General features: G+C 59.8%; 11 protein-coding genes. 8 read left to right on the top strand and 3 right to left on the bottom strand.

Annotation, left to right across the window (positions count from 1 at the left end; translation table 11 throughout):
• The first annotated feature begins 29 nt into the window (after positions 1 to 29).
• Entirely contained in the window at positions 30 to 485 is a 456-nt protein-coding gene (locus tag CKW15_RS09560; protein WP_095057556.1) for a YaiI/YqxD family protein, read from the top strand.
• A gap of 71 nt (positions 486 to 556) precedes the next feature.
• On the opposite strand, the gene elbB is transcribed toward CKW15_RS09560, so the two are convergent.
• Positions 557 to 1,225, bottom strand: a complete 669-nt coding sequence (gene elbB / locus CKW15_RS09555; RefSeq protein WP_095057555.1) for an isoprenoid biosynthesis glyoxalase ElbB — start codon at positions 1,223 to 1,225, stop codon at positions 557 to 559.
• Between the two features lie 115 nt (positions 1,226 to 1,340).
• On the opposite strand from elbB, the gene CKW15_RS09550 reads away from it, so the two are divergent.
• Positions 1,341 to 2,576 (top strand): sterol desaturase family protein, encoded by a 1,236-nt coding sequence (locus tag CKW15_RS09550; RefSeq protein ID WP_095057554.1) that lies wholly within the window; start codon positions 1,341 to 1,343, stop codon positions 2,574 to 2,576.
• On the opposite strand, the gene CKW15_RS09545 is transcribed toward CKW15_RS09550, so the two are convergent.
• Positions 2,557 to 3,189 carry a DedA family protein gene (locus tag CKW15_RS09545; protein ID WP_095057553.1) on the bottom strand — a complete coding sequence of 211 codons (633 nt, stop codon included), beginning with the start codon at positions 3,187 to 3,189 and terminating at the stop codon, positions 2,557 to 2,559. The two genes, CKW15_RS09550 and CKW15_RS09545, sit on opposite strands and share 20 nt — an antisense overlap.
• 207 nt (positions 3,190 to 3,396) lie before the next feature.
• Here CKW15_RS09545 and hemB point away from each other — a divergent pair, with 207 nt between their 5' ends.
• Positions 3,397 to 4,410 (top strand): porphobilinogen synthase, encoded by a 1,014-nt coding sequence (hemB, locus tag CKW15_RS09540; RefSeq protein WP_095057552.1) that lies wholly within the window; start codon positions 3,397 to 3,399, stop codon positions 4,408 to 4,410.
• Between the two features lie 18 nt (positions 4,411 to 4,428).
• Positions 4,429 to 6,651 (top strand): polyphosphate kinase 1, encoded by a 2,223-nt coding sequence (gene ppk1 / locus CKW15_RS09535; RefSeq protein ID WP_095057551.1) that lies wholly within the window; start codon positions 4,429 to 4,431, stop codon positions 6,649 to 6,651.
• 152 nt (positions 6,652 to 6,803) lie between these two features.
• Here the strand turns inward: ppk1 and ppx are convergent, their stop codons facing one another.
• A complete protein-coding gene (ppx, locus tag CKW15_RS09530; protein ID WP_095057550.1) occupies positions 6,804 to 8,306 on the bottom strand; it encodes an exopolyphosphatase in 1,503 nt (500 codons plus the stop codon).
• 200 nt (positions 8,307 to 8,506) lie between these two features.
• Here ppx and trxA point away from each other — a divergent pair, with 200 nt between their 5' ends.
• The 4 genes from trxA (at position 8,507) to CKW15_RS09510 (ending at position 12,918) form a co-directional block, all read left to right on the top strand.
• The gene (trxA, locus tag CKW15_RS09525) at positions 8,507 to 8,836 is read left to right on the top strand and encodes a thioredoxin TrxA (RefSeq protein WP_003206727.1); all 330 of its coding nucleotides are present in this window, start codon (positions 8,507 to 8,509) and stop codon (positions 8,834 to 8,836) included.
• Between the two features lie 247 nt (positions 8,837 to 9,083).
• Positions 9,084 to 10,343, top strand: a complete 1,260-nt coding sequence (rho, locus tag CKW15_RS09520) for a transcription termination factor Rho (RefSeq protein ID WP_046039047.1) — start codon at positions 9,084 to 9,086, stop codon at positions 10,341 to 10,343.
• 140 nt (positions 10,344 to 10,483) lie between these two features.
• Positions 10,484 to 11,950, top strand: a complete 1,467-nt coding sequence (ubiD, locus tag CKW15_RS09515) for a 4-hydroxy-3-polyprenylbenzoate decarboxylase (protein ID WP_053163723.1) — start codon at positions 10,484 to 10,486, stop codon at positions 11,948 to 11,950.
• Positions 11,950 to 12,918 carry a CDP-6-deoxy-delta-3,4-glucoseen reductase gene (locus tag CKW15_RS09510; protein WP_095057549.1) on the top strand — a complete coding sequence of 323 codons (969 nt, stop codon included), beginning with the start codon at positions 11,950 to 11,952 and terminating at the stop codon, positions 12,916 to 12,918. The genes ubiD and CKW15_RS09510 overlap by 1 nt, the downstream gene beginning before the upstream one ends.
• Positions 12,919 to 13,164 lie beyond the last annotated feature (246 nt).

Below are 13,164 nucleotides of genomic sequence, written 5' to 3'. Positions count from 1 at the left end.
CGCGATGCTTTTCAACAGAGGTAAACAAGATGCGTGTCTGGATCGATGCCGATGCCTGCCCTCGGGCTGCCAAGGACCTGGTGGTGAAATTCGCCCTCAAGCGCCAGTTCGAAGTGGTGCTGGTGGCCGGGCAGCCGCAGATCAAGCCGGGCCTGGCACTGGTCAAATTGATCGTGGTGCCGAGTGGCCCGGATGCCGCCGACGATTATCTGGTGGAACACGCGGTTCCGGGCGAGCTGGTGATTTGCAGCGATGTGCCGCTGGCCGATCGCCTGGTGAAAAAGGGCGTGGCAGCGCTGGATCCGCGGGGCAAGGAGTTCGATGCACAGAACATGGGTGATCGGTTGGCGGTGCGCAACCTGTTCACCGATTTGCGCGAGCAGGGCCAAGTGAGCGGCGGACCGGCCCCGTTCGGCGAGCGTGAGAAGCAGGCGTTTGCCAATGCGCTGGACCGGATTCTGACTCGGCTCACCCGCAAACCCTGAAAAGATCGCAGCCCGCGGCAGCGCCTACGATGGATCGGTGCGTATCCGGAGCTGCCGCAGGCTGCGATTTTTTATGCGTCGTTTTCGTGGGTCAGTTCCAGCACGCGGTCCACGAGTTTGTTGATTCCGGACGCCGCTTCACTGATCGACTGCGCCAGCATGTAAGCCGGTGTACTCACCAGTTTGCGTGCCTTGTCTTCGACGATGTCACTGACTGCGCATTCCTTGTGGGTCGCGCCCATCTTGTTCAGGGCTGTGGCCGTGTCGGTGTCGTTGCCGATGGTGCAGGTCACGCCGGGGCCGTAGATTTTTGCGGCCAGGGCCGGCGAAATGCAGATCAGGCCGACCGGCTTGCCAGCCTCGGCAAAGGCTTCGGTCAGCGTCAGGACATCGGGTTGAACGGTGCAGCCGGTGCCTTCGATGGCAAAGTTGGAGAGGTTCTTGGCCGAACCGAAACCGCCGGGGATGATCAGCGCGTCGAAATCCTCGGCGTTTGCCTCGCGGATGTCCTTGACCTCGCCACGGGCAATTCGCGCCGACTCCACCAGCACATTGCGCGCCTCGGGCATTTCTTCGCCGGTCAGGTGGTTGATCACATGCAGCTGCGCAATGTCGGGTGCGAAACACTGCACCTGCGCGCCACGCTGATCAAGACGCAGCAGGGTAATCACGCTTTCGTAAATCTCGGCGCCGTCGTATACGCCACAACCGGAAAGGATCACTGCAACTTTTTTGCTCATGGGCTTTTCTCCAGATTCATGGCGTTAAATGTCCACTAATTTGTCACTCGTTGCCATAGGGTTAGTTCGCGGTTACACCTAGCATCTGTCCTCAGGATTCCGATCAGGGCGCGTCATGGACTTCATTCTGTATGCGGTGCCGTTTTTCTTTGTGCTCATTGCCGCTGAATTGCTGGCCGATCGTTGGCGCGGGGTCACTAATTATCGGCTGGCAGACGCGATCAACAGCATCAGCACCGGCGTGTTGTCGACCACTACGGGGCTTTTGACCAAGGGTGTGGGGTTGCTGACCTACGCTTTTGCCCTCCAGCATCTGGCGCTGTTCGAACTGTCGGCCGACAGCGTCTGGGTCTGGGTATTGGCCTTCGTCCTTTATGACTTCTGCTACTACTGGCTGCACCGCATGGGCCATGAGCGCAACATCCTCTGGGCCGCTCACTCGGTGCATCACCAAAGCGAGGAGTACAACCTGTCCACCGCCTTGCGCCAGACCAGCACCGGTTTTGTGCTGAGCTGGATCTTCTACCTGCCGATGGCGGTCGTCGGCGTGCCCTTGCTGGTGTTCGTCAGTGTCGCAGCGCTCAATTTGCTGTACCAGTTCTGGGTGCACACGCGACACATTCCCAAGCTCGGCTGGTTCGAGTGGTTCTTTGTCACGCCGTCCAATCATCGGGCTCACCATGCACAGAACGCTCTCTACATGGATCGCAACTACGGCGGGGTGTTCATTATTTGGGACCGTCTATTCGGCTCGTTCCAGGAAGAGGACGACAACGAACCGGTGATTTTCGGCGTGACCACACCGTTGGAGAGCTGGAATCCGGTGTGGGCGAACCTGCAGTTCTACGCTCAGCTGTGGGCTGATGCCCGACGGACGCAAAGCACCTGGGACAAGCTGCGGATCTGGTTTATGCGCACCGGCTGGCGCCCGGCCGACGTGGCGGCCAAATACCCGATGAACAAACCTGACCTGACCCGGTTCCGCAAATTCGAAGTGCCGCTGGACAGGCGTCAGCAGATTTATGTGCTGTTGCAGTTCTGCGTCTACATCGCGCTGGGCAGTTACCTGATGAATCTGGAACCGAACTTGCCTGCCTCCGCCCTGGTGTTGGGCTGGGGGGCGGTGGCGTTCGGTCTGTTTGTGCTGGGCGTGGCCCTGGAGAATCGCCCGTGGGCGTTGAAGCTGGAGCTGCTGCGGCTGGTGTCGAACGTGCCACTGGTGTGGCTGGCGCCGATGGTTGGGCTGTGGCCGGCCAGTGCAGTGGGCTGGGTCGGCCTGCTCAGTTACAGCCTGTTGAGCGGGATCGGTCTCTACTGTTGCAGAAACCGCTTCACTCGGCTGGCGTCGTAGGTCCTTCGGTTTTGGCTCGTTCGGCTTTCAGGGCTTGCTCGTCGGCGTAGATTTTTTTGGCCAGGCGCGCGTTCTTGAAACGCCGGCGCAGCCACAGCCCCACGCCCAGGACCAGCAGGGCGCCGAGCACCCACAGCTCGTACTTCTTGACGCTGCCGAGCAGGCCTTCGAGTACCGCGCCGAAGTGATAGGCCGCGGCCGCGAGGGCGGTGGCCCAGATCGCTGCGCCAATCCCGTTCAGCAGCAGATAACGTCCCGGCGGATAGCCCGACAGGCCGATGGCCACCGGCATGACGGTGCGCAAACCGTAGACGAAGCGAAAGCTCAGGACCCAGATGTCCGGGTGTTTGCGGATATGCTCCAGCGCCCGGTCACCCATCATTTGCCAGCGGGGTTTGCGGGCCAGCAATTTGCGGCCGTGCTTGCGCCCCAGGAAGTACCACAGCTGATCGCCGGCATAGCTGCCGAAGAAGGCCACGACCACCACCAGGTTGATGTCCATGTATCCACGGAACGCAAGGAAACCCGCGAGCACCAGAATGGTTTCGCCTTCGAAAAACGTGCCAAGGAACAGGGCAAAGTAGCCGAAGTCATGCAGAAATTGTTGGAGCATTGTCTGGGTGCTGGCGAAATGAACGCGCAGCCTAACCCTTCGGACACATTCAGGAAAGTGTCCAAATGTGTCTCGACGTGAACATTTCCTACAACGACAATGGAATGCGGCTACCTGTCACAGGGTACGCACAACTGTCATGTGTTCGTCATAATGGCCGCTTATAACTGTCACGCTCGCCCGTCTGTGCGGGCTCAGGAGTCTGCCGTGAGTTTTACCCCCGCCAACCGTCTGTTCCCTGCAACCCGCCTGCGCCGTAACCGTCGTGATGATTTTTCGCGTCGTCTGGTCCGTGAAAACGTCTTGACCGTCGATGACCTGATCCTGCCGGTGTTCGTGCTGGACGGTGAAAACCGCCGTGAAGCGGTCGCCTCGATGCCGGGCGTCGAACGCCTGACCATCGACCTGTTGCTCGAAGAAGCGGCCAAGTGGGTTGAGCTGGGTATTCCGGCGCTGGCGCTGTTCCCGGTGACGCCGGCAGGGCTGAAGTCGCTGGACGCCGCCGAAGCCTGGAACCCTGAAGGTATCGCCCAACGCGCCACCCGTGCCTTGCGCGCGCAGTTCCCTGAACTGGGCGTGATCACCGACGTTGCGCTGGATCCGTTCACCACCCACGGCCAGGACGGTATCCTCGACGAGGAAGGCTACGTTCAGAACGACATCACCGTCGACGCACTGGTCAGGCAAGCCCTGTCCCATGCCGAAGCCGGTGCTCAGGTCGTGGCCCCGTCGGACATGATGGACGGTCGCATCCAGGCGATTCGCGAAGCGCTCGAAGTGGCCGGTCACGTAAACGTGCGGATCATGGCCTACTCAGCGAAGTACGCCAGCGCCTATTATGGTCCTTTCCGCGATGCAGTCGGCTCGGCGCTGAACCTGGGCAAGGCCAACAAGGCCTCGTATCAGATGGACCCGGCCAACAGCAACGAAGCCCTGCACGAAGTGGCGGCAGACTTGTCAGAAGGCGCAGACATGGTCATGGTCAAGCCAGGCATGCCGTATCTGGACATCCTTTGCCGGGTCAAAGAAGAATTCAAAGTGCCGACGTTTGTTTATCAAGTCAGCGGCGAATACGCCATGCACATGGCGGCGATCCAGAATGGCTGGTTGAGCGAAGGGGTTATCCTTGAGTCCCTGACCGCTTTCAAACGTGCAGGGGCTGATGGCATCCTGACGTACTTTGCCGTTCGTGCTGCTCAATTGCTACGAGAGCAAAAATAGCCCTCCCAGGAACATTCGATGAATACCGAAGTACTCACTGAAGTTGCCGTAAAAGATGCTCAACCGGTGGTGGAGAAAATCGACGAGACCCCGCCGGAGCTGGAGCCAGCTCCGCCCGCGGTGGTCGTCGAGCCCGCTGCGGCAGCGCCTGCGATTACCATTCCAGGCCTGGATGACAGCAGCCTGTACATCCACCGCGAGCTGTCGCAACTGCAGTTCAACATTCGCGTGCTGGAACAGGCGCTGGATGAGTCCTACCCGTTGCTGGAGCGGCTGAAGTTTCTGCTGATCTTCTCCAGCAACCTGGACGAGTTCTTCGAGATTCGTGTTGCCGGCCTGAAAAAGCAGATCACCTTCGCCCGTGAACAAGCGGGCGCCGATGGTCTGCAACCGCATCAGGCATTGGCGCGCATCAGCGAGTTGGTGCACGGTCACGTTGACCGCCAATACGCGATCCTCAACGATATTCTGTTGCCGGAGCTGGAAAAACATCAGGTCCGCTTCATCCGTCGCCGTAACTGGACGACCAAGATCAAAACCTGGGTCCGTCGTTATTTCCGCGACGAGATCGCGCCGATCATCACGCCGATCGGACTCGACCCGACGCACCCGTTCCCGTTGCTGGTGAACAAAAGCCTCAACTTCATCGTCGAGCTCGAAGGCATCGACGCCTTCGGCCGCGACTCCGGTCTGGCGATCATTCCTGCGCCGCGTCTGCTGCCGCGGATCATCAAGGTGCCGGAAGAAGTCGGCGGCGCGGGCGACAACTATGTCTTCCTGTCGTCGATGATCCACGCCCACGCCGATGACCTGTTCCAGGGCATGAAGGTGAAGGGCTGCTATCAGTTCCGCCTGACCCGAAACGCCGACCTGGCACTGGACTCCGAAGATGTGGAAGACCTGGCCCGTGCCCTGCGCGGCGAGCTGTTCTCCCGTCGCTACGGTGATGCGGTGCGTCTGGAAGTCGCCGACACGTGCCCGAAACACCTGTCCGATTACCTGCTCAAGCAATTCAACTTGAGCGAGTCGGAGCTGTATCAAGTCAATGGTCCGGTGAACCTGACGCGTCTGTTCAGCATCACCGGCCTGGACAGTCAGCGTGAGCTGCAATACCTGCCGTTCACCCCGCAGATCCCGAAACTGCTGCAAAACAGCGAGAACATCTTCAGCGTGATCAGCAAGCAGGACATCCTGCTGCTGCACCCGTTCGAGTCGTTCACGCCGGTGGTCGACCTGTTGCGCCAGGCCGCGAAGGATCCGCATGTATTGGCGGTGCGCCAAACCTTGTACCGGTCGGGTGCCAACTCGGAAATCGTCGATGCGCTGGTGGATGCGGCGCGTAACGGCAAGGAAGTCACCGCGGTGATCGAATTGCGTGCGCGGTTTGACGAAGAGTCCAACCTGCAACTGGCCAGCCGTCTGCAAGCAGCCGGTGCGGTGGTGATCTACGGCGTGGTCGGCTTCAAGACCCACGCCAAGATGATGCTGATCCTGCGTCGCGAGGCCGGCGAGATTGTGCGTTACGCGCACCTCGGCACCGGTAACTACCACGCCGGCAACGCTCGTCTGTACACCGACTACAGCCTGCTGACCTCCGACGACGCCTTGTGCGAAGACGTCGGCAAACTGTTCAGCCAGTTGATCGGCATGGGTAAAACCCTGCGCATGAAGAAGTTGCTGCATGCGCCGTTCACCCTGAAGAAGGGCATGCTCGACATGATTGCCCGGGAAACCCAGTTCGCCGTCGACGGCAAACCGGCGCACATCATTGCCAAGTTCAACTCGCTGACCGATCCGAAGATCATCCGCGCGCTGTACAAGGCCAGCCAGTCGGGCGTGCGCATCGATCTGGTGGTGCGTGGCATGTGCTGCCTGCGACCGGGCATCGCCGGGGTATCGCACAACATCCACGTGCGTTCGATCATCGGGCGTTTCCTGGAACACACCCGGGTTTTCTACTTCCTTAATGGCGGCGACGAGCAGATGTTCCTCTCCAGCGCCGACTGGATGGAGCGCAACCTCGACAAGCGCGTCGAGACTTGCTTCCCGGTGGAAGGCAAGAAGCTGATCATGCGGGTCAAGAAAGAGCTGGAGTTGTACCTCACCGACAACACCCACAGCTGGAGCCTGCAGTCGGACGGTCGCTACGTCCGCAACACGCCGACCGGCAACCAGAACCCGCGCAGCGCCCAGGCTACTTTGCTGGAGCGATTGGGCAGCCCGATCCTGACGGTTCGTTAACACCGGCTGGGAGTAAAAAAATGGCGATCCCAAGGGATCGCCATTTTTGTTTTCACCGAATTCTGTAGGCGCTGGCTTGCCAGCGATGGCGTACGTTCAGTCACCGCATGGCGTGATAACGCATCGCCGGCAAGCCGGCTCCTACAGGGACGTCAGCGAACGCTGAGGACGATATCGACCCGCGTCAGCCATTGCGCTTCGATTTCGAAATCGGCCTGGGTCAGCTGGTTTTCATCCAGCCAGTTTTCCGGGAACACCACTTCCAGGCTTTTGCCATTGGCGTTCAGCACGACCTGGGGCATCTGCTGGGTGCCGCGAATGTGGTGGAACAGGATCGCAAAGCGCAGCAGCACGCACAGGCGAATCAGCTTGATGCCGTCATCGTCGAAATCGGCAAATTTGTCTTTGGGAATGTTGCGTCGGTGGCCGCGCACCAGCAGTGCGAGCATCAACTGGTCTTCGCGGGAGAACCCGGCGAGGTCCGAGTGTTCGATCAGGTAGGCGCCGTGCTTGTGGTACTGATAGTGAGCGATATCCAGGCCCACTTCATGGACCTTGGCTGCCCAGCCGAGCAGTTCGCGCCAGACACCGTCCTCCAGATCCCAGTCTGCGGCCACCTGGTCGAAGGCATGCAGGGCTTTGCGTTCGACCCGCACCGCCTGTTCCAGATCGACGTGGTAGCGCTCCATCAGCGAGGTGAGGGTGCGTTCGCGTACGTCTTCGTGATGATGGCGACCGAGCAAGTCATACAGCACGCCCTCACGCAGGGCGCCTTCGCAGTGATCCATGCGTTGCAGTTCGAGAGCATCGAAGATCGCTTCGAGAATCGCCAGGCCCGCCGGGAATATTGCCCGACGGTCCGGCTTGATGCCTTCGAAGTCGATCTTCTCCACATCACCGAGTTTGATCAGCTTGCGCTTGAGCCAGGCCAGCCCCTCGGCATTGACCTCGCCCGTGCCTTGGCCGCCGGCCTTCAGCGCCAGACCGATGGCGCGGATGGTGCCCGAGGAGCCGATGGCTTCATCCCAGGTCAGGCGGTGCAGGGCGTGTTCGATGCTCATGATCTCCAGTCGCGCCGCGGTGTACGCCTGGGCGTAGCGGGCCGGAGTGATCTTGCCGTCCTTGAAATAGCGCTGGGTGTAGCTGACGCAACCCATCTGCAGGCTTTCGCGCAGCAGCGGTTCGAAGCGCTGGCCGATGATGAATTCGGTACTGCCGCCGCCGATATCGGCCACCAGGCGCTTGCCCGGTGTGTCGGCGAGGGTGTGGGACACGCCGAGGTAAATCAGGCGCGCCTCTTCACGGCCGGAGATGACTTCCACCGGGTGGCCGAGGATTTCTTCGGCGCGGTGGATGAACTCGGCGCGGTTGCGGGCTTCGCGCAAGGCGTTGGTGCCGACGATCCGCACGGCGCCTGTCGGCATACCGTTGATCAGTTGGGCAAAGCGCTTGAGGCAGTCCAGCCCGCGTTGCATCGACTCCTCACTGAGGCGACGCTCTTCGTCGATGCCGGCCGCCAGCTGCACCTTCTCCCCGAGACGCTCGAGAATACGGATTTCGCCGTTCTGGGCCTTGGCCACGACCATGTGAAAGCTGTTGGAGCCCAGGTCGATTGCGGCGATCAGGGACAGATTCTTGGCTTGGGATTGCGGCATGGTCAGGGGTCTCGGTCGATAACCTCGACATCGTGCCACGATCAAGGGCTGACGCCAACGCGCATGGTTCAATGCCTTGGTCTGAGCTATACCCAAATTCATGAGCCACCATAGCGAGACTCAATCATCTGCACCTTCCTGAACGTGGGAAGGGCAGCTATGATGGGCCACGTTTTTTTGCTTACAACCTGGAGAATTCCATGAGCAGCGATCTTATCAAACACGTTAGCGACGCGAGCTTCGAGGCTGACGTACTCAAGGCCGAAGGCGCTGTACTGGTCGACTACTGGGCTGAGTGGTGCGGCCCTTGCAAAATGATCGCTCCGGTTCTGGACGAAATTGCCGAGACCTACAAAGGCAAGCTGACCGTTGCCAAACTGAACATCGACGAAAACCAGGAAACCCCGGCCAAGCATGGCGTGCGTGGTATCCCGACCCTGATGCTGTTCAAGAACGGCAACGTTGAAGCGACCAAGGTCGGCGCGCTGTCGAAGTCGCAACTGGCTGCTTTCCTCGACGCCAACATCTAAGCGTCGTTGTAGCGAGTCAGAAAAAGCCCCGCAAATAGCGGGGCTTTTTCGTTATTGAGGGCTAGACGCTCCGAAACTCAGGTGTTACATTCGGCCCCGCGCTGGTTTCTCCAGTGCCCCCTGCTAGCCGTCGCCGACGCTCTCCTTTTCGAATAAGTACGCGATCCTGTCGCCTTCTCCGCGGCGCGGCCTCATTAAGCCAAAAGCTTAATTTCCCCCCCTCCATAAATGATTACGTCATTCCTATATGAATCTGACTGAACTCAAGCAAAAGCCGATTACCGAACTGCTCGAATTGGCCGAACAGATGGGCATAGAAAATATGGCCCGTTCGCGCAAGCAGGACGTGATTTTCTCCCTGCTCAAAAAGCACGCGAAAAGCGGCGAGGAAATCTCCGGTGATGGCGTGCTGGAGATTCTCCAGGACGGCTTCGGCTTCCTCCGCTCTGCAGACGCCTCCTATCTTGCCGGCCCAGACGATATCTACGTCTCGCCGAGCCAGATCCGTCGCTTCAACTTGCGCACCGGTGACACCATCGTTGGCAAGATCCGCCCTCCAAAGGAAGGCGAGCGTTATTTCGCGCTGCTCAAGGTCGACACGATCAACTACGACCGTCCGGAAAACGCGAAAAACAAGATTCTCTTCGAGAACCTGACCCCGCTGTTCCCGACCGTGCGCATGAAGATGGAAGCCGGTAACGGTTCCACCGAAGACTTGACCGGTCGTGTCATCGACCTGTGCGCCCCGATCGGTAAAGGCCAGCGCGGTCTGATCGTTGCACCGCCGAAAGCCGGTAAAACGATCATGCTGCAGAACATTGCCGCGAACATCGCGCGTAACAACCCTGAAGTTCACTTGATCGTGTTGCTGATCGACGAACGTCCGGAAGAAGTAACCGAAATGCAGCGCACCGTGCGCGGCGAAGTGGTTGCCTCGACGTTCGACGAGCCGCCAACCCGCCACGTGCAGGTTGCCGAAATGGTGATCGAGAAGGCCAAGCGCCTGGTCGAGCACAAGAAGGACGTGGTGATCCTGCTCGACTCCATCACCCGTCTGGCCCGTGCCTACAACACCGTGATCCCGAGCTCCGGCAAAGTGCTCACCGGTGGTGTCGATGCCCACGCCCTGGAGAAACCGAAACGTTTCTTCGGCGCCGCGCGGAACATCGAAGAAGGCGGCTCGCTGACCATCATCGCCACCGCGCTGGTTGAAACCGGCTCGAAGATGGACGAAGTGATCTACGAGGAATTCAAAGGCACCGGTAACATGGAACTGCCTCTGGATCGCCGTATCGCTGAAAAACGCGTCTTCCCGGCCATCAACATCAACCGTTCCGGCACCCGCCGCGAAGAGTTGCTGACTGCCGACGACGAGTTGCAGCGCATGTGGATTCTGCGCAAGCTGCTGCACCCGATGGATGAAGTCGCTGCCATCGAGTTCCTGGTCGACAAGCTGAAAACGACCAAGACCAACGATGAGTTCTTCCTGTCGATGAAGCGCAAGTAAGTCGAGCAGGCCAAAAAAGCCGGGGAAACCCGGCTTTTTGCTATCTGTTTTTTGATCAACAGGCAGTTCGTGGTTCTGAACCGAAGGGTTCGGCGCTAAACTGCCTGCCCCGAACGCCACGGCCAACACGAGGCTCACGCATGCAGTATCGCGACTTGCGCGACTTTATCAGCGGGCTGGAACAGCGCGGCGAACTCAAGCGCATCCAGATCCCGGTGTCCCCAGTGCTCGAAATGACCGAGGTCTGCGACCGCACATTGCGCGCAAAAGGCCCGGCACTGCTTTTCGAAAAGCCTACCGGTTATGACATTCCCGTACTCGGCAACCTGTTTGGCACCCCCGAGCGCGTGGCGTTGGGCATGGGCGCCGAAGCGGTCAGCGAGTTGCGCGAGATCGGCAAGTTGCTGGCGTTCCTCAAGGAACCCGAGCCGCCGAAGGGGCTGAAAGACGCGTGGTCCAAACTGCCGATTTTCCGCAAGATCATTTCGATGGCGCCCAAGGTCGTCAAAGACGCGGTGTGCCAGGAAGTGGTCATTGAAGGCGACGACGTCGATCTTTCGACCCTGCCGGTGCAGACCTGCTGGCCGGGCGACGTCGCCCCGCTGATCACCTGGGGCCTGACCGTCACCAAAGGCCCGAACAAGGATCGCCAGAACCTCGGCATCTACCGGCAGCAAGTGATTGGCCGCAACAAGGTCATCATGCGCTGGCTGAGCCACCGTGGCGGCGCGCTGGATTACCGCGAATGGTGCGAGAAGCATCCGGGCCAGCCGTTCCCCGTGGCCGTGGCGCTGGGTGCCGACCCTGCGACGATTCTTGGCGCAGTGACGCCAGTCCCCGACAGCCTCTCCGAGTACGCCTTCGCTGGCCTCTTGCGCGGTAATCGCACCGAGTTGGTGAAGTGCCGGGGCAACGACCTGCAAGTGCCGGCCACCGCCGAAATCATCCTCGAAGGCGTGATCCATCCGGGCGAGATGGCCGATGAAGGCCCGTACGGCGACCACACCGGCTATTACAACGAAGTCGACAGCTTCCCGGTGTTCACCGTCGAGCGCATTACCCACCGGATCAAACCGATCTACCACAGCACCTACACCGGCCGTCCACCGGATGAGCCGGCGATCCTCGGTGTGGCGTTGAACGAAGTGTTCGTGCCGATCCTGCAGAAGCAGTTCCCGGAGATCACCGATTTCTACCTGCCGCCCGAAGGCTGCTCGTACCGCATGGCCATCGTGACCATGAAGAAGTCGTACCCGGGCCACGCCAAGCGGGTAATGCTCGGTGTGTGGTCGTTTTTGCGACAGTTCATGTACACCAAGTTCGTTATCGTCACCGACGACGATATCAACGCCCGGGACTGGAACGATGTGATCTGGGCCATCACCACGCGCATGGACCCCAAGCGCGATACGGTGATGATCGAAAATACGCCGATCGATTACCTGGACTTCGCCTCGCCGGTTTCCGGCCTGGGTTCGAAAATGGGCCTGGATGCCACGCATAAATGGCCGGGCGAAACCACCCGCGAGTGGGGCCGGGTCATCGTCAAGGACGATGCCGTCACCCAACGGATCGATGCCATCTGGAATCAGTTAGGAATAGATTGATGCGTGTAACCTTGCAGCCCTCCGGAGCAGTGCTTGAGATATTGCCCGGCGAGCGGATTCTCGATGGCGCACGACGACTGGGCTACGAATGCCCGCAAAGCTGCCGCAATGGCAATTGCCACGTGTGCGCGGCGTTGTTGGTGGAAGGCCGGGTCGAACAGGCAGGCAATGTGCGTGACCACGGCGAGTTCTACACTTGCATAGCGGAGCCGCTGGAAGACTGCATCGTGCTGTGGGATGGCGTGCTCGCGCTGGGAGAATTGCCGGTGCGCAGCGTGTCGTGTCAGGTCATTGAGTGTCGGGACGTGGGCGGTGATACCTGGCGCGTGCGCCTGCGGGCGCCGGCCGGCAAGCCGCCGCGCTACCACGCCGGTCAGTACTTGATGATCGAGCGCGAGAGCGGCGAGAAATCGGCCTTTTCCCTGGCCTCGGCGCCGCACGGGGGGCGTGATCTTGAGATTCACGTGCTGGCGCGCGAAACCAGTGCACTGAACCTTATCGAACAGCTCCAGCGCCGCAGCATGGTGCGGGTCGAGCTGCCCTTCGGCGATACCCATCTCGCGGAACTGCCTGAGGGCCCACTGGTGCTGATCGCGGCGGGTACCGGCATGGGCCAGATCCACAGTCTGATCGAACATTGCCGGGCCTCTGGCTTCAAGTACCCGGTGCATCTGTATTGGGGCGTGCGTCGTCCTGAAGATTTTTATCAGATCGAACATTGGGACGAGTGGCTGAAGTTGCCCAATCTGTTCCTGCACAAAGTCGTCAGCGACCAATGCGGTTGGGGAGGGCGCTGCGGCATGTTGCATGAAGCGGTCTGCGAGGACTTCCCGAATCTGAAGCCTCTGCATGTATACGCCAGCGGCTCTCCGGCCATGGTGTATGGCACGCTGGATGCGCTGGTGGAGGCAGGGATGGACGCTCATCAAATGCGCGCCGACGTGTTTGCCTATGCCCCGCGATCTTGATCCCAGATCCTGATCCGGTAGGAGCGAGCCTGCTCGCGATGGACCCAAGAGCGCCGCGGGCAGCCAGACTCCCTGCGTAATCGTTAACGACCATCGCGAGCCTGCTCGCTCCTACAGGTTTATAACTCCATATATAGCCAATCGGCATTTATAAATTTATGTAAGTGTCGCTAGGTTATATGTCATTCAAGCAATTAATTGAAAACAGCCATGGCATTCAAATTGCCTTAAAACAAATGTGCCTTA

It is taken from the genome of Pseudomonas sp. Irchel s3b5, from assembly GCF_900187435.1.
Classification (GTDB): Bacteria; Pseudomonadota; Gammaproteobacteria; order Pseudomonadales; family Pseudomonadaceae; genus Aquipseudomonas.
This window is presented reverse-complemented; position numbering and strand designations above follow the sequence as displayed.